Annotated in this window: 22 protein-coding genes and 1 pseudogene; 4 read left to right on the forward strand and 19 right to left on the reverse strand. The window is 37.4% G+C overall.

Translation table 11 applies throughout. The annotated features are described in order from the left end of the window. Nucleotides 1-10 precede the first annotated feature (10 nt). The 18 genes and pseudogenes from Q9R40_RS01030 to Q9R40_RS01115 form a co-directional block, all read right to left on the reverse strand. The gene (locus tag Q9R40_RS01030) at nt 11-832 is read right to left on the reverse strand and encodes a phage tail family protein (RefSeq protein ID WP_304675947.1); all 822 of its coding nucleotides are present in this window, start codon (nt 830-832) and stop codon (nt 11-13) included. Then, complete coding sequence (locus tag Q9R40_RS01035) at nt 825-6,137, reverse strand: NlpC/P60 family protein (protein ID WP_304675948.1); 5,313 nt, start codon at nt 6,135-6,137, stop codon at nt 825-827. Before Q9R40_RS01035 ends, Q9R40_RS01030 begins: the two co-directional genes overlap by 8 nt. Then, complete coding sequence (locus Q9R40_RS01040; protein WP_304675949.1) at nt 6,137-6,760, reverse strand: Gp15 family bacteriophage protein; 624 nt, start codon at nt 6,758-6,760, stop codon at nt 6,137-6,139. The genes Q9R40_RS01035 and Q9R40_RS01040 overlap by 1 nt, the downstream gene beginning before the upstream one ends. A gap of 4 nt (nt 6,761-6,764) precedes the next feature. Beyond that, nucleotides 6,765-7,211: a hypothetical protein gene (locus Q9R40_RS01045; RefSeq protein ID WP_304675950.1), complete on the reverse strand. Its 447-nt coding sequence runs from the start codon at nt 7,209-7,211 to the stop codon at nt 6,765-6,767. 10 nt (nt 7,212-7,221) lie between these two features. Next, nucleotides 7,222-7,827, reverse strand: a complete 606-nt coding sequence (locus Q9R40_RS01050; RefSeq protein WP_304675951.1) for a phage tail tube protein — start codon at nt 7,825-7,827, stop codon at nt 7,222-7,224. A gap of 12 nt (nt 7,828-7,839) precedes the next feature. Beyond that, nucleotides 7,840-8,241, reverse strand: coding sequence for a minor capsid protein (locus Q9R40_RS01055; protein WP_304675952.1), 402 nt, complete (start codon nt 8,239-8,241; stop codon nt 7,840-7,842). After that, nucleotides 8,234-8,605 carry a minor capsid protein gene (locus tag Q9R40_RS01060; protein ID WP_304675953.1) on the reverse strand — a complete coding sequence of 124 codons (372 nt, stop codon included), beginning with the start codon at nt 8,603-8,605 and terminating at the stop codon, nt 8,234-8,236. Before Q9R40_RS01060 ends, Q9R40_RS01055 begins: the two co-directional genes overlap by 8 nt. A 9-nt stretch (nt 8,606-8,614) precedes the next feature. Next, nucleotides 8,615-8,965 carry a putative minor capsid protein gene (locus tag Q9R40_RS01065; RefSeq protein ID WP_304675954.1) on the reverse strand — a complete coding sequence of 117 codons (351 nt, stop codon included), beginning with the start codon at nt 8,963-8,965 and terminating at the stop codon, nt 8,615-8,617. Further along, nucleotides 8,959-9,348 (reverse strand): hypothetical protein, encoded by a 390-nt coding sequence (locus Q9R40_RS01070; protein ID WP_304675955.1) that lies wholly within the window; start codon nt 9,346-9,348, stop codon nt 8,959-8,961. The genes Q9R40_RS01065 and Q9R40_RS01070 overlap by 7 nt, the downstream gene beginning before the upstream one ends. A gap of 18 nt (nt 9,349-9,366) precedes the next feature. Beyond that, the gene (locus tag Q9R40_RS01075) at nt 9,367-10,008 is read right to left on the reverse strand and encodes a hypothetical protein (RefSeq protein ID WP_304675957.1); all 642 of its coding nucleotides are present in this window, start codon (nt 10,006-10,008) and stop codon (nt 9,367-9,369) included. Nucleotides 10,009-10,017: 9 nt separating this feature from the next. Beyond that, nucleotides 10,018-10,803 (reverse strand): ERF family protein, encoded by a 786-nt coding sequence (locus Q9R40_RS01080; RefSeq protein WP_304675959.1) that lies wholly within the window; start codon nt 10,801-10,803, stop codon nt 10,018-10,020. Nucleotide 10,804: 1 nt separating this feature from the next. Beyond that, nucleotides 10,805-11,680, reverse strand: coding sequence for a DUF1351 domain-containing protein (locus Q9R40_RS01085; RefSeq protein ID WP_304675960.1), 876 nt, complete (start codon nt 11,678-11,680; stop codon nt 10,805-10,807). A 28-nt stretch (nt 11,681-11,708) separates the two neighbouring features. Next, complete coding sequence (locus Q9R40_RS01090; RefSeq protein ID WP_279096042.1) at nt 11,709-11,867, reverse strand: hypothetical protein; 159 nt, start codon at nt 11,865-11,867, stop codon at nt 11,709-11,711. Between the two features lie 12 nt (nt 11,868-11,879). After that, on the reverse strand, nt 11,880-12,035 hold the full coding sequence (locus Q9R40_RS01095) for a hypothetical protein (protein ID WP_304675962.1): 156 nt from the start codon (nt 12,033-12,035) through the stop codon (nt 11,880-11,882). A gap of 2 nt (nt 12,036-12,037) precedes the next feature. Continuing rightward, nucleotides 12,038-12,295, reverse strand: coding sequence for a hypothetical protein (locus tag Q9R40_RS01100; protein ID WP_279096044.1), 258 nt, complete (start codon nt 12,293-12,295; stop codon nt 12,038-12,040). Beyond that, a complete protein-coding gene (locus Q9R40_RS01105; RefSeq protein ID WP_304675963.1) occupies nt 12,292-12,648 on the reverse strand; it encodes a hypothetical protein in 357 nt (118 codons plus the stop codon). Before Q9R40_RS01105 ends, Q9R40_RS01100 begins: the two co-directional genes overlap by 4 nt. Nucleotides 12,649-12,659: 11 nt before the next feature. After that, a pseudogene (locus Q9R40_RS01110) lies at nt 12,660-13,442 on the reverse strand (antA/AntB antirepressor family protein). A gap of 11 nt (nt 13,443-13,453) precedes the next feature. After that, nucleotides 13,454-13,681 carry a helix-turn-helix domain-containing protein gene (locus Q9R40_RS01115; protein ID WP_279021320.1) on the reverse strand — a complete coding sequence of 76 codons (228 nt, stop codon included), beginning with the start codon at nt 13,679-13,681 and terminating at the stop codon, nt 13,454-13,456. Between the two features lie 151 nt (nt 13,682-13,832). Between Q9R40_RS01115 and Q9R40_RS01120 the strand changes: the two genes are divergently transcribed. Beyond that, nucleotides 13,833-14,441 carry a LexA family transcriptional regulator gene (locus Q9R40_RS01120; protein ID WP_304675965.1) on the forward strand — a complete coding sequence of 203 codons (609 nt, stop codon included), beginning with the start codon at nt 13,833-13,835 and terminating at the stop codon, nt 14,439-14,441. A 24-nt stretch (nt 14,442-14,465) separates the two neighbouring features. Beyond that, nucleotides 14,466-15,203, forward strand: a complete 738-nt coding sequence (locus tag Q9R40_RS01125; RefSeq protein WP_304675966.1) for an SHOCT domain-containing protein — start codon at nt 14,466-14,468, stop codon at nt 15,201-15,203. 34 nt (nt 15,204-15,237) lie between these two features. On the opposite strand, the gene Q9R40_RS01130 is transcribed toward Q9R40_RS01125, so the two are convergent. Beyond that, nucleotides 15,238-15,471: a hypothetical protein gene (locus Q9R40_RS01130; RefSeq protein WP_304675967.1), complete on the reverse strand. Its 234-nt coding sequence runs from the start codon at nt 15,469-15,471 to the stop codon at nt 15,238-15,240. 36 nt (nt 15,472-15,507) lie between these two features. Between Q9R40_RS01130 and Q9R40_RS01135 the strand changes: the two genes are divergently transcribed. Together Q9R40_RS01135 and Q9R40_RS01140 are read left to right on the forward strand one after the other, a co-directional pair. Further along, nucleotides 15,508-15,903, forward strand: coding sequence for a hypothetical protein (locus tag Q9R40_RS01135; RefSeq protein ID WP_304675968.1), 396 nt, complete (start codon nt 15,508-15,510; stop codon nt 15,901-15,903). Further along, nucleotides 15,893-16,324 (forward strand): hypothetical protein, encoded by a 432-nt coding sequence (locus Q9R40_RS01140; protein WP_279096061.1) that lies wholly within the window; start codon nt 15,893-15,895, stop codon nt 16,322-16,324. The genes Q9R40_RS01135 and Q9R40_RS01140 overlap by 11 nt, the downstream gene beginning before the upstream one ends. Nucleotides 16,325-16,345: the final 21 nt, after the last annotated feature.

The raw sequence follows: 16,345 nt of genomic DNA on the forward strand, positions 1-16,345 counted from the left end.
TCATCTCCTACTAATAGTAAAACCTAGTGTTGAACTTAATCGTGTAATCGGTAGCACCATCAACAGTAATATCATTCCAGCCTTTAACGAAATCAAGGTAGGCATGATTAGTTTTAGAATACTGTTCTGTGTCGTTAACAGTCGGCACAATCCCGTCAATTACAATTGTGTCTTGCTTAGTATAACTACCAGAAAGCTTAAATACTTGATTAGTAGTGCTATTGGTTATCGTCAAAGCATCTTTCACATTACCGTTAAAAGTAATCTCTACAGGTAATTCATCAGCTCTTAAATCAATATTAGATGCGTTGTAAACTCTGCAGGGGCTGGAATTGAAAATATATTTCAACTCCACACCATGTGGAATATTAAGGCCTAAGCCCCACTTACCACTCTCATAGCTAAAATCACTATCTGCAGTCGTTGCTACTGTTTCAGCAAGTCCTAGTGGACAACTCAAATTAATGGTTGCTGTAGCTTGCCAAAAATTTTCAATCTGAGGGTATGAGATAGCTCCATCAACAACGCATTTCCAACGTAAATAAGGAATACGGTTAGTGTAAACATAAAATGGCTCATCACTATTAAAGATGCGCTTTAAATCTAGTCTCTTAAGTTCTAGATCTATTGTATCTTCTGCTTGGATCATTAAGGTTAATGGGATAGTCATCTTATCAATAACTACATCCGTTAGAACTTGGCCAACTTTGCTTTGTTGCACGTAAGTGTGGGCGTAATTGACGCCCGGCGGTTCAAAAGTAATGACCCGAAAACCTAATTTATCTAAATCGTACTCTGTACCATCTAAACGTTTTACGAAAATACTAGACAATCGGTACTGCACCTCCTTGCTGCTTAATAGTAATGTCATGTGCTTGCAACATCTTAATTGTTGGATAAGTGGCTCTCGCCATTTCTTTATCAGAAACTATAAATTTAATTACTGTATTACCATCAATTGCTTGGCCTTGATTATTAACTTTAACAATATTTTGACCGGCTACAGTACTGCTATCAGGTGTTCCATAACCAGCCACTGAACTATATTTTACTTGTTCCATAATTCTAGCTAATGAAGCCGTAGGACTTTCAGGAGCTACTTTAGCACGTTGCAATATAGCCTTATCAATCAAGTGATCTGCAGTTGATTTTTGTGGATTGATTACAAATTCAGGACCATCTTCACCAACGCCGATCACTTCAGGCTTGTCAAACTCACCACCGTTACCGTGCCAGCTACCAGAAAATCTTCTATGACCGGTTGGTCCCCAACCAGCGCCAAAGTGGATATCATTCTTCCAATTAGAGTCATTAAATAAAGCTCTAAGTTGGTTAGTTCCACCCATAATGCTTCCACCCATGGTGTAGGCCTTATAAGTACCACGTTTAAACTGCAAAAGTCCCATAGCAGGACCAGAGCCATCTCCATCAGGATCCGAACCGGGCTGAACTGCTTTAGGGTTACCGCCTGATTCGCCTTTGATCATAGATAAGATCTTAGCTATATCAGTTCCCGTAACATCAGCATGCATTTCAGCAGCTACTTGTTTGATAGTTTCACCCCAACGACTGACACCGAAACCACTCGGATCAGCACTATCAGCACCAATACCAAATAAACCATTCAGCTTATCAATCATGCTCCAGAATCCTTTAAGCCCTGGCATTTTTTTGATAAATGCTTCTAGTCCATTGTTAGCTTTAACGTCGCTACTAGAACCTTCACCTTTTAAGCCAGGAACCCGTCTATAACTAATGTTGCTTGATGGACCATCTTTAACGGCTGACATACCAATATTAGGATTTGAGCTTGGACTCATTGCTGACCAATACTTACCTCCGCCGGCATATACACCAACATGATCGCTACCACCAGGGCCAAAGAATACTAAGTCGCCTGGTTGTGGGTTAGAAACCGGTGTAGTTGCATTATATTGAGCACCCGAATAGTGTGGAAAACTCTTGCCAAAGGCTTTTTGTAAAGCGTACATAACTAATCCAGAACAGTCGAAAGCATCAGGACCAGAAGCACCCCATACGTAAGGCTTTCCTTTACCGTATTTTTCAACTGCACCTAGAAGTCCGCCTTCTGCACCACCACCATCAAGTTTGCCAGAAACCATTGACCAGAGTGTTGACCAGAAAGCTTGTACATTCTTGTTAGCTTGATCAAATAAGCCACTAGCTAGTTCCTTCATGGATCGTTTGCCACTATTAAAGCCTTTAAAGTTGAAGATATCCTTCACGTAATCAATTGGGTGAGCAATGATCTTAGTGGCCATATTGAATAGGTCTTTCAAGTGACCTGCAGTGTTACCAATCCATGAACCAATGCCACCAAGCCAGCCCATGAAACCAGTACCTTTAGCAAAGTGAGTAATACCCATACCTTGCATTACCATTGCTGTTTCAGAAGCATTTAGAACTTCATCACCAGGCATCAGCATAGTGGTGGTATTTCTGCCTTGGAAAATACCAAATTCACCGGTTGCCGGTCTAAAGAGTGCTTCTTTATTACCTGTTTCTGGGCTGTCAAATCCATCGTTAACCATTGCTAAGGTTGGCTCAGTGATTGCACGTCTAGGACCACTAAATGCACCAGTACCACTGGCAAACTTCTTAGGGATCTTTTTGATTGTGTCACCTTTACCACCGAAAGCATAGATAACTGTATTAATACCACTAATACCACCATTAACAATATCAATTAAGCCACCCATAGCATCTTTACCAAGCTTCTTCATCGAGTCCCACATATCACTAAAGATATTGCGAACACCCTTGGATAGGCTCTTCCAGCCAGCTTTGAAGTTAGGACCGAAGTTGCTTAACCAGTCTTGCATGTCAGAACCAAACCGAGAAGTCCTGTCTTGCATCTTAGACCATGCATTGCTTAGATTCTTCCGAGCATCAGACCAGCCACGATTCCAATTCTTACTGAAGTTCTTATTGAAGTCATCGTACCATTTATGGATATTGCTACCCCAATTACTGGTATTACGCTTCATATCATCAAAGGAATTTACTAGGTTCTTTTTTGCATTAGACCAGCCATTATTCCACTTCTTTTTGAATTGACTATTAAACTTGTCATACCACTTGTGAGTGTCTTTACCCCAGTTAGTGGTGTTTTTCTGCATCTGTTTAAATGAATCAGAAAGAGCTTTTTTGTTATTCTTCCAAGCTTTATCCCACTCCTTACCGAAGTCTTTCATCTGAGATTGAGCATCTTTAAAGAGTGTGCCAAAGAGGTTACCTTTTTTGAAGGCTTTAACGTATCTATTGTCGTTAAGCCCTTTAACAAAGTTACCCCAGTTCTTGGATACTTGTTTGCCCCAATTACCAATGCCAGTCCATAGTCCTTTGAAGAAATTATGACTGGCTTTAAGCATGCCGTCCCAGCCTTTTTGGAATGTTTTACCAAGACTATCTACCCATTTTTTGAATTTAGGGTTGTTGTCATATAGGAGTTTCACGGCTCCACTAATTGGATTGACAATAAGTAAGGCTAGACCTAACCAATTCTTTTTAATCCAGTCAATTGCACCCTGCATCCCTTTAGAGATATTCTTAGGCAAGTCTGTAAAGAACTTGGTAGTAGTCTTTTTAATTGAAGACCAGCCCTTAGAAATGTTCTTGCCTAGATCATCGACCCACTTCTTAAACTTAGGATTATTGTCATAGAGAAGTTTAAGCCCTCCGCCAATTGGATCAACTAGTATTCTTAATAATGTTGGCCAATTCTTTTTGATCCAGTCAACAACTGCTTTTAAACCTTTAACAAAAGACTTATTAAAAGCTTCTACATTACGCACCATGCCATCAAATGACTTACGTACAGTCTCAGCAGCTTTATCAACCCATTCTCTGAAAGGTTTGATATGCTTATATGCTTCGTAGAAGGCTAGGCCTAATGCAACAATAACTGCAGCAGTGGCCATAAAAGGATTAGTCATAAAGGCAAGCTTCAACAAGTCAAAAGCTTCTTTAACGCCTTTAATTGCTTTAGTTACATTCGGGAAGGCCTTAGATAAAGCGGCCAGAATTGAAGGAGCATTTTTTAAAGCCCGAAAAGCATTACCAATACCTACAATCCCAAATCGCATGGTATCTAATACTTTGAATGTGGCTTTTCCAGCAAGAATAGCCGTAATAAGACCGCCAAACACTTTGCCTAGTTTTTCGATCGCTGCTCTATGTTTAGCCACCCCATCAACAGCTTTATTTGTATCATCCATCTGTGGGATGAGATCTACCAGCTTAGATGCAACTTTTCCAATAGCACTACTAATATCCTGAAATACAGTAACAATTCCAGAAAAAGCGCCTTTGGCAAAAATACCAATAAACTCACCTAGTTTATTGATAAGTGGTTGTAAATAGACCATTACAGCGTTAATTGCTTGACTTAGACTGTAAAAGATTTTAGCTACGCCTGAAAAATCAAGCGCTGATTTTTGCCGACCAATTCCTTGGAAACCACTTACAATTCCTGTAAGAAGATTAGCAAAAGCTTTAAAAATGTTCCCACTAATCACACCAACAAAACCGGCAATTGCCTGTAGTGCTGGTGTAACGGCTTTACCAATATCTCTAAACGAATTACTAATATCGCTTAAATGAGATCCTTGAATAGCTCCGGCGATGTTAGCTTTAAAAGATACCGCAAAAGTATTAATTACTGTCATTACACCATTCATAATGCCAGCAATCGATTTACCAAAGTTTTCAAAACTCTTTTCAGCACCACTAGAAGTGATCCAATTACTCATTTTCCCTAGTAGTGGATTTTTGAGTTCTTGAAATGGTTTAACAATAGCACCTGCTAAAACGGGAATACGTGCATGAATGGTTCTTTCCATACCGTCCATAGTTTGAGAGAAATTATCAGTAGCATTCTTGTACTTTTCTCCCATTCCTATTAAGACGGTATTCATTGCATCAGCTGATATTTTTCCTTGAGACATCATGTCCCGCACTTGGGAAGTAGTCAGTTTGCTATTATGAGTAACTTTTTGCTCGTATGCTACCAGCTCTTCCATAAACTTAGGGAAGACATTCTGGATTGACATCATGTCTTGTGCGTTAGCTTTACCATTACCGATCATTTGAGACCATTGCATGGCAAAATTTTTAACGGCATCATCGCTTTGGCCAAAAGCATCTTGTAAAGTAAGGACTGATTTAGACAACTCTCTCGTCTTACTTGCAGAGTTAGTCACAGCATAAAATTTTTGGTTTAAGTCATTAACCATTTCTGTGCTGTTTTGTGCTGCAATGGCTAAGTCGTTAGTTTCTTTAACTAACTCCTTACCTTTGCCGGCTGAACCAGTCAAGGTTGTCCATTGGGCAATCATATCTTGTTGCAAGCGATTGTAATGAGTACCTTCGGTAATTACACCACCTAAGGTATTTTTGATTACACTTAAGCCGGTTTGAACAGCATTTGCTGCAAAGTTTCCAATAAATGTTCCTTTGATAATCTCATGAAGCTTTGAAAAGTGCTGACCTGCTTCATCAGCATTTTTACTTGCGCTATCAGTAGCCTTCTTGGTTTCATCTGTACCAGTAAGTTTAGTGTCTTTCTTATCCGGTACCTTGTCGATCTCTTCCTTGCTTTGTTTAGCCTTCTCTTTTACGTCCGCATTATCTGCAGTCTGCTTAGTCTTAGTATCTTTAGGAACTGAGTCAAGTTCCTTTTTAGTTTCTTCAACTTTAGCCTTGGCATCAGAGTTATTAACCTCATTTTTGGTTTCTGTACTCTTCGGTACAGCTCTAAAGGCATTTTGAAGTTCTACAGTTTTAGACTTAGCTTCATCAGTAACAGCACTAAATTTTGTCTCTACTTCTTTAGGTACAGACTTTATTTCTTCGTCAGTTTGCTGGGTCTTGTCTTTGACGTCCTTGTTGTCTAGCGTCCATTTGAATTGAACAGGCTTACTAAGCTTCTCATTAACTTCCTTGCTTGTCTCATCAGCTTCCTGTTTAACCTTGTCAGTCGATTGTTCAAAACTATTATCTAGCTCTTTACCAGCATCTTTACCAAGTGCATTCAAGACCTGATCTATCAGTTGAGCATCGGTCTTAACCTTATCAACTGGTATGTCAATATCAATAACAATTTTACCGTCAGCCATTATTTACCTCCCTTCTTTGCTGCTTTAAAAAGAGAGTTGAAAGCTGCAGATAAAGCATTATTACTCAATGCATCTTGTGCAGCCTTGGATTTATTAACTTTCAAAGCATAATATTGCTGAAGCTGTGCAACCTTACCTCTTTGTTCATCTGGCACCTCACTTAAATTCTTTTGCCGTAAGTCAATAATTCTTTGAATTGGTGTATCTTCATTCAGCCCATCAAAAAGAGCACGGAACACACACCAGTGCATTTTTCCGCGCTCTTTGAGTAAATCTATATGATATTGCATTAAAAATGACGCATAGATAGCGTCAGCATCTTGCCTATATGAATAAAGCTGTTGTGGAGCTACTTGCATCCCGAAATTCATTGAAGAATTAGACTGATATGGTGCTTTAGTAATAGTTTCATTTATTAGCTTAAAACTACTCTCAAAGAAATCAGGATCTAAAGGTAGTTCCTGGTCTCCAAAAAACAGACCAATAGCTTTCTCTTCCTGGTCAGACTCGTCACTCTCTGCTAACTCCAAATACTTAATAACTGTGTCAAAAGCTAAGTTAACGTGATATATCCTGTCGTCAAACTTGATAGCTGATAAAGGCGTATCAGTTAGACTAAGCATGATTTTAAGCCCGCATTGATACGCCTGCAGATACAGTTGAAGGAGTAGACATGTGTTTCAATGCTTTACGCTTCTTTTCTTTAAGTTCAACTGATTTATTAGCTTCATCATTCAAAGCATTTAAAACGGCTCCTAAGGCATCGGTTGAGTAGTTGTAATACTTGTAAAGGCGTTTACCTTCGCCATTGCCTAAAAGCTTGTCTAATGCTGAAATTGCAGCATTTTTAACTGAAGTAAAAGTATTTTCTACATCTTTCTTTTGAGTAGCTAATTCTTTATTTTCAAAGTTAGGATCTTCTAAAGCTTTAAGACCATTCATAACTTCAACAGATGACTTTGCAACAGTCTTTTGGAAGTTATCATCAAATACGATCTTATAAGTCTTGCCGGCTAATTTAACTTCAACTTTGTTGTCTACTTTAATTCGTTTATCTAAATCAATAACTGACATTGGTTACCTCCTAGTTTTGTGCTGGTGTATTTGCATTATTATTTATTTCTGCCGGAGTTGTTGCAGGTTGCTTGTCATCAACAGATGCAACATATAGCTCTGATTCGTCTTTAGTTAGGGTAAGTTTTCCAGTAGTTGTCATCGGTCTTCCATTGCAAGCGATTGTCAATGAAAATGTTTGCTGTGCATCTGCGGCACCACCAGTTGCAACAATATTAGTCAAAGTACATGCTGACATTAGGACATCCCCGTTGTTAATCCATAAAACACGAGTCTTTGTAGCAGATCCGATTGAATACTGTTTGCTTGTAATGTAATCTTGCGCTACATTTCCTACGAAACGTACACCTTTAACTGCTAATTGTAGGGATTTACCAGTTACTTCAGTTTCATCATAACCACCACCATCATAATATGCGGTTTTTTGGGTTTTTTCTGGCGTAGACGGAGTAATGTCATTAATTCCATGAGCGACCCATGCCCATTTTCCTGTCGTAATATCAGTTAAATTCTTATAATCGTCAGTAGTATCAATGTATAACTTATTAGCAACGTTTAACGCTGCTCCATCGTCTGGGACTTCTGATCCCTTAATTTGAGCTAAATTGTTTGCCATTCTTTAATCTCCTTATTTCGTGTAAACAAAAACAGCAACGTCTAATAAATACGTTACTGTCCCTTGTAAATCTTGTTCTGTCTCACTAGGAGCGCTTGAAACGTCAATTTTGTCAAAAATGAAGGTATTATCATCACTTTTGATAGCTCCTAGCTTTAAATCATCTAAATACATGCTGATCTTGAATAGGTCATTCTTGATATCTCGGCCACTTTTGCCACGTTCAGTAATTGCATAGTTATATACCCAATACTCACGACCGCTAAAATCAGTTGAGATTTTGTGTGATCCTTGTTCTGGGACTAGCCCAATGGAGTTATCAGGTGCTAAATAAGCAATCTTAATTGGCAATCCTGTGCCTTTGATAATTGATTCAGCAAGTGCTTCTTGTAAATCGAATTTAACGTCACTCATACCATTGTGCTCCATTGATAAATGCTTCTTTAACCATTGCCATCTCCGATAAATTACCCTTAAGCCTTAAGTCCCAACGTCTTGATGTTCCAGGGGTAGTGTAATTATGTATCCTAAATGGTCCACCGTATTGATTGGTAATAAAACCATAGAATTGTGCTCTAGCATAAGGCTGAACATAATACACGCTAGACCCATCAGTTGCTACCTTTGAATTTTCTCGCAAATAACCTTCTTTTTTAGGTACATATTTTTCCATTGCTTGATGAGCATCGTTAGCCATAGCCAAACGGCCACGTCTTAACTGGGTATCATTTAGTTTCTGCTCCAATTTAGCAATATCTACATGTACTTTAATACCCATCCTGTCACCTCAAATCATTGTTAGCTTATATTGATAGATTTCTTTACTAAAAGGCTCGTAGTCTTCGTTTATATTGGTTAGCGTGTATTCTTGACCTTCATACCTAATCTTCGCCTTATCCTCAATATTTTGCTTAGATAGTGAAATAAATGGCTCTGATATATCTTTATAAATCATTACAGTACCATTGGCTACAATCTGCCGATCGTTGTTAGTACCTGAATAGATGGTCCGTAAATGAACCACGCAATTATTAATCTGAACACCATCATCGTAAGTAGCTTCACCATATAAATCATCTTTAACTTTGCGTTTGATGATAATAGATTGGTTGCACATTGACTTTGGTGGCTTTAACATGATGAAACACCTCTATAAAGCAAGCCAGTATAGAAAAGATATTCTAATGCTAGATTGTATACACCATTAGTTGCTGAATCCGTTGGACTAGTACCTGTTGAGATGCTTGTTCCATCAATTGAGATACTTTTAACGTCTTTTTGGGCCATCTCATATGTACTAGTTGCACCAATATCGTCCATATACTCAATCTGCAAAGCCAGTGCCTTCTTAAACCAATTAACACGATTTGTATCAGTATCTTCATCAATTGAATTGCGTTCATAGTACATCCCTGTTAAAGGATTAATCATGTTCTCAGCGGCTTTTTCAAGAGCATCAAAATCAGCATTAGTAGATTTACTTGTTAGTTCTTGAAATTCCTTTTGGCTAAGTAATTGCATCAAGAACCCTCCTAATCATTAATTGTTTTTGGCGTCGCCTGGTTTTTCTGCTGAAGTATCAGCAGGCACAAATAACGGATCAAGCTGGAATTTGTATTGAACTAAGCGCACATTGCGTACATCCATTCCCTCTGGTAATGTCCATGCCGCTTTCTTTTTAAAGTCGTCTGGAGTTGGAAAGTTAGGCTTGTCTGGCACAAAAGCTGGATCAATGGAAATACCTGCTGGATGGATACAGCCAACACGCTTTTGAACAACACTTTCACGACCACCTTGTTTAAGTGGCTCGTCTACTACTTTTGTGCCGTAGAGTTGACTAGAGTAACGAACAGCACCAGTTCCAAATAAGTAAGCTACTGATGTGGATTTGCTACCTGATTTTTCTACTGGGATAGCATCATCAATAACTACTTGCTTACCGTTGTACACATTAATTGGATTGCCACCATTTGAAGGTTGAATAGTATCAATTAAGTTTTGTGATTTCATCATTGCATAAGTTGCAGAGTTAACAGAAATACCAGTTAATAAGCTTTCTGGTTGATCTCCCATTAATCCAAGAGCAGCAATAAATCCTTTTGCACTAAATTCAGCATTATCAATCGAAGAATTATCAAGCACGGTAAAGCCTCTGTCATAAACTTTTTTTATCCTTACCATTGCTATCACCTAAAATAATTTATCTACTTCAGGATCATCTTTAGATGCTACTTTCTTATCTTCAAATGGATCCTTCTTAGTTTGCTGAATTTTGTTAAGAGCAGCTTGTTTCTCTTTGTTTTCGTGTTTTACCGGATTTTTCTTTTTGAAAAGCTGAGCGATCTGATGGACAGCTTGTGCGTCTTCTGGTGTATGCGGTTCTTTAAGCCAATTTTGTGCATCTTTAACACCTTCCTTAGCTTCTTGGTATAAATCGTATAAATTGACTTTAATGCCGTTGTAGTAAACCTTGTAATCTTCAAGTTCTTTTTTAGTTAAAACTTTAGGTTCATAAATAGTTTTCTGGTCTTCTGCATCGTCATCATCATCTGCAGCAATTCCAAATGCCCCACTAAGTGAATACCTCTTAGCATAGCTGATAAGACTAGCTGTTGCCTGCGCATCATATGCCTTACCATTTTGAAAAGTAATTTTGTTAGTTTTAACAGTAAATCCTGAAGAATCAACTAAGAGAGTTTGAACACCAACTGAAGTATTAGTGGTTTCGATATCAAATAAGTAACTAAAGGTTACGTTACCATCTTTATCTTTAGCTTTTTTGATTCCTTCCATTACTGCACTGTCAACATCTGCTAAATCAGCATATTTATACGTATAGGTATAAGGTTTACCTTGCTTTGTAGTACCTGATACAGTAACTGTGTGGCTTCGCTGTGGCTGTGCAATATTGGCCTTAACTTGGGCGTAATGCATTGCCCACTTACCTCTATCTTCTTCTCTTCCATAGATTTCCATCTTAGTTCACCTTCTCATAGCTAATACCCCAGTCTTTAATGAAACTAGACAGGGCTGTTAGCTGTTCTTTAGTACCGGTAAGTTTAAGCGTGACACTATGCACCTTATCAACTACTTCGCCAGTTTTGGCATCAACATACTTGTCACCTTGCTGTTCAAGCGCCTCAATAGCCTTCTTACGGTTCTCTTCTTGCTGCTTGGCTTGCTTGATTAGATATTCATGATCGTTATCCATCTGTGTCAGCACGTCAGGTAAAGATTTATAATCAAGCATCTGTAAATAGGGGCTTGCGGTCATAGCGGGCTTAGTATATTCATTAGCCTTATTAGCAATAACTTGCTCAGCTTCTTTTCTAGCTTTTTGTTTTTCGACAATTGCTTCAAATTGCTGTCTGGCATCTTCTTCGATGGTTGTCCAACTAGTGGTCTTGTTATCCCATTTATCTTGGTAGTCAAGCTCTTGTAAGGCCACACCGTATTCTTTTGCTAATTTGCCTAATCGAAGTAAGTTTTGCTGATGCTTGTCCTTACGGGCCTGATCATCAAAAGTTTTAAGTCCCTCACTAAGATGGTCAACTACACCCTTAATCTTTAGATCAAGCCCTTTTACTTTTGTATTAAATTCAGTAATTTGTTGACTACTCTCTTTAACAATTACTTTGCGGCGGTCACTTAAAGCTCGTCTAATTCGATTAAGCTCAGCTCTAGTCTTCTTATCGTAAGGATAAGATTCTGCAGTTACTACATACTTATCCCAATCCTTGGTCATTGCATCAACTTTGGCGTCTAAAGCTGGATAGCCCTGGAAGTCTATTTCTGCCTTTTTGTAGCTAATAGGGAAATCTTCGTTTTCAAATCTAATTAATTCTTTTGTCATCTTTTTGCTCCATATTGTTAGAATTCTGCTAGAATAAAGTTAGTTGTTTTGTAGACTCACTGGTTGTACAGTGGGTCTTTTCTTTTGCTCTCTCAAATGCTAATTCGTACTCATCTTGTCTTTGGTCGGTGGCTAAATAGTTGATAGCATTTGAAGCAAGCACTAATCTTTCCTGTAATTTCGACATCATCGCACCTCCCTAAATATTAGGAAAAATTACGTTGTACATTAGTAGGTATGCTACTGCTATTAAGGTGCAGGTAGCTCCTAGCGTCATAATTTCGGTTTCACGTTCCGTAAAACGTGTTCCTAAGAATCTATTGATATTTTGGTTAATCCATTTTCTAAAAGTCATAATTAGACACCTCTATAAAAACTATTTTTTTGCCTCATTGATTGAGTTCCTAATTTCTTTTCAAGTTCTTTCTTGCTTTTCCATTTAAGAAATTCTTTCCACCGTTCCAAAATAAACATTGGCTTGTGACCATCTAAAATAATTGCATCTGCATATGGAGAAACTAAGCACTCGTTGCGTCTTATATAAAATGTTGCTTGCTTATAGTGAAATTTTTCCATTAATTCATCTCTAGTTAGCCATGTTTCTTCTTTGCTCATTTTAAATACCCCTGCTTTCTTAATTCTTGAATTGTCAGCAATTCCCCGTCGCATGCTCTTTCTACTAGGTTTTGACTTGCTGATAAATCGTTATAAAACTTATCTTCAAATAGAATTGGAATATAAATTATTCCAAGTGGTGTAAGTACAGTTGCTTGATCGTTAATCATGCTTTCGGTAGCTGGATTCCAAACACTGGTTGTCTTAATGCCCACCCAGCCAGTGTCTACACCTTTGCCGGTTGCTTGAAAATTACCATCAATCAAACCTAACTTTTGAAGTCTGCTAATAATTTCATGTTTGCTTTTTCCTATATCTGATAGGAACAAATAGCTAATATCTAATGGTTGCATTTCTTTGTCTCCTACACATTAAACGTGGTTACCATTACTTCTTGATACGCATCATCAAATTGACCACGTAGTGCTTTGTTAATGATGTGTTTCTGTCCTTTAGGTGTTACCCACACTTGTGAATATGGACGGTCGTCTCTAGTAATTCCGTGCGTAATTCTGAAATATCCTCTTTTAACTTTGTCAGTCATTGGTAAATTTCATGTATTTCGTTGATGAGACAAGTACTTAACATTTCTCAGTAATTGAAATAGTTGGTTACGTCCGATTACAAATCCGTTTTGAGTTAAGATTTCAGCTAATTCACTTATTGAAATTGCGTGGTGGCTATATCTGATAGCCTTTGCGAATACAACATCGTTAGCATCTTTAGCAATCTTTTCTGCTTGTTTAGCATTTTTATCTTCAAGTAGTTTGTTCTTATGTTCTAGCAGTTGCACTTTACTGTTTTGAATTGCTAGAGCACGTTGAACGATCATGTCTGGATTATTCCAGTTCTTTTCAACTCGAATTAAATACTCCCGATATTCTTTACCCTTTTTAGTTCTACTTAAAAGACAAAGCTGCTTAGCCATATCAATAGTGAGAGCATAGTCTTGAATTCGCTTTGTACCGCCGTTTGGCATGTCCGTAACTGTAGTTACGCTCATAAAATCTGACCCTAATTCAAAGTCTTTAAAGTTTTGATCTACCCACTTACTAAAACGGGTCGTGAGTTCTAATCCTTTATGTAACTCTCTAGCACTTACTAGTTGCTGATCGTTTTCTACCTTGATTTTTATCAAATTTTCCATATTCTCTCCTTTTATCGTTCTTTATTATGAACGTCTTTTGCAAAAAAAAGCGAAATTTGTTTCTTTTTGAATCCTAAGACCTTTAAGATTTTTACAAACTCTTCCATGCCGATATCACGCTCACCGTTTTCCTTTCTCCAATAGGCATTAGTACTAATACCTATTTGATGTGCCATTTCAGCTTGTGTGATTCCGCGTGCTACTCTTTCACCTTTTAAACGCTTTAGATCAAACTTCATCAACTCACCTCAGTTCTATCGTTCTCTTTAGTGAACAACTATATATTAGCCCTGTTGTTTTCTTTTGTCAACATAAAATATAAAAAAGAATAAAAAATGTATTTTTTTGTCAACATTTGCGGTATCCTATATATAGGAATGAGGTAAAATCATGCGTAACAGTGAAGAAATTATTAATTATTTAAACAAACTCAGGCAAGAACAAGACGTGTCAATTAGCGAATTAGCTCGTCGTGTTGGTATGGCTAAATCTGGTGTATCTAGATATTTTAATCATACTCGAGAATTTCCCATTAATAGAGCCCCGGCTTTTGCTAAGGCGTTACATGTAAATACAGAAGATCTACTAGGCATAGAGCCAATTACCAAAGATAAGCCAAGAATGATTCCACTGATAGGAACGATTGCGATGGGAGAACCGATTACTGCAGAACAAAATATAGAAAAATATATACCAGAATATATGATGGATAGATATATGGATGACACGCTCTTTGCTTTAAGATGTAAGGGAAAAAGCATGACTCCCCTTATTCCTGATGGTGCGATTGCAATTATTAAGCAGCAACCCGATGTTGAAGATGGTGAGATTGCTGCTGTATTGATTAATGGAGAAGCAACGTTAAAAAAAGTATTGCATGTTGGAGATACGGTAGTGTTAAGACCGGCTAATCCGGACTTTAATGATATCGTTCTAGATAAGGATCATCCGGGAATCATTTTAGGCAAAGTGATTAAGTATGAAGTGAATTTTGATTAGATAAGTATAGCGGAGGAAGAAAAAATGGGATTATTCGATAGCATAAGTAAGAAGATGGAAGAAAATGCTGAAAAAAGAGCTAAAAATAAAGAGATTAAACAACAAGAAGACGCAAAGTATAAAGAAATACTAAATACTTTCAAGCAAGACGGTGCTCCAAGTTTCCAAAATTACTATTTTGATTTAAAAAATGGTCAAATCTTAGAAGCACGTGGTGTCCTTAATAGGAATTATAGAGTGATTGATTTTAAAGATGTCCTTTCCTACTCTATCAACAAGAAGGAACATAATGACTCTAAAACTCAAACCAAGAGAAAACATGCACTTACTAGAGCTGCAGTCGGTACGCTTTTAGGCCCTGTAGGAACTGTAGCCGGTGCATTAACCAGTAAAAAAGAAACTACAACTATTTCTAAAGACTTTGTCGATCACTTAGGTGTAGTTATTCATTTAAATGATGGTACCATGTTTGAAATCACGTATTTTAATTCAACACTTAAAGCTGATAACAGTTTAGTAAGGGAGTCTATTAATAAAGTAAATGAACTTGCTACTATTTTAGAAGCTGGGATAGCAAATGCTAAAAAGCAACTTGACGCTCCACAAATTGAAACTACCAAACCTGCAGTTGAACAATCCACTCCACAACCATCCCCTGCTGACCCACTCGATGAAATTAAAAAGCTCAAAGGTCTGCTAGACATAGGCGCAATCACACAAGAAGAGTTTGATGCCAAGAAAAAGCAGCTACTTAATTTATAGGTATAACTATGACAAAAAATAAAAAGCCACTTGATTAGTGACTTTCATTTTTAGGCGAAGGGCTATTTAAGGATTCAGTTAAAAGATATTTTAATTTATCTGGGTTACTCCAATTAATAATTGCCTCTTCTTTCGCTTGAGAATAAGAAATATTCGATCGTGCTTGCAATAATGTTATGTATAAATTGATTGTTTGCCAATAGCTTAAACTTTCCAGAAAGGCAGTGATGGAATCTGAATGAGAAACAGTACGGAACGCTTTAAACAAATCTATTTTCCTCCTCCCGTCAAGAATAGATTTTCATTGTTAACATTTATTATTGGGCTAATTAACGTTGCTGTGGCCTTTGTCCCAAGTGTACCTCAAAAATGGAAGTTATCCATCTTTATTCTATATTGTACCTTTTTAGTTGTCTTATATATACGTGGAATGATTGATAATAATCAATTACTTCTTGAAAAGATTGACAACTTAGAAAAAGAAAAAATAAATTTGAAATCAAATAGAGATGGGCTTATAGAGCAATACCATAAAGATAAAAAAGAAATATCAGAGCTTAAAGCACAAATACACGAACAAGAGAATTTCCGTCTTATAGTTTGTACCATTCTTCCTTTAGAAGTAGTTAGAGAATTATTTGAGAGACAAAGACTGTTGAACCTAAACAATAAAGAGAGTGAGAAATCAGATGACAAGTGAAAATAAAGAATTTAGAGTTGCAAAGATAATTAATGATAAAAGCTTAATAGTTACTGCTGGTGATAAAGACGGCATAAAGATTGGTGACCAAATGGAAATAGTAGATAAGTCATCAGATATTGAAGTTAAAGATCCTGAAACTGGCGAAATATTAGGGACCTTAGATGCAACCAAAGGCACTGTGGAAGTTACGAAAGTTTTTCCTCACATGTCTATTGTTGAACCACCAAAACGTACAGTACCAGGGTTGACTGCTGCAGCAACTTTAAATCACGGTTTCAGTATTCAAGAGTCTTTAAATAGAATGATGACGGAACACGTTGTTCAAGATTCTTTAAATGTAGACCCCGAACAAATAACTGGCTCTTTGCCTCAGTCATCAAAGCCAATTCGAGTTGGCGATATTGTTATTAAAAATTGATTTACTACGTCCAACACCTGA

Origin of the sequence: uncultured Lactobacillus sp., from assembly GCF_948948975.1 — a bacterium.
Classification (GTDB): Bacteria; Bacillota; Bacilli; order Lactobacillales; family Lactobacillaceae; genus Lactobacillus.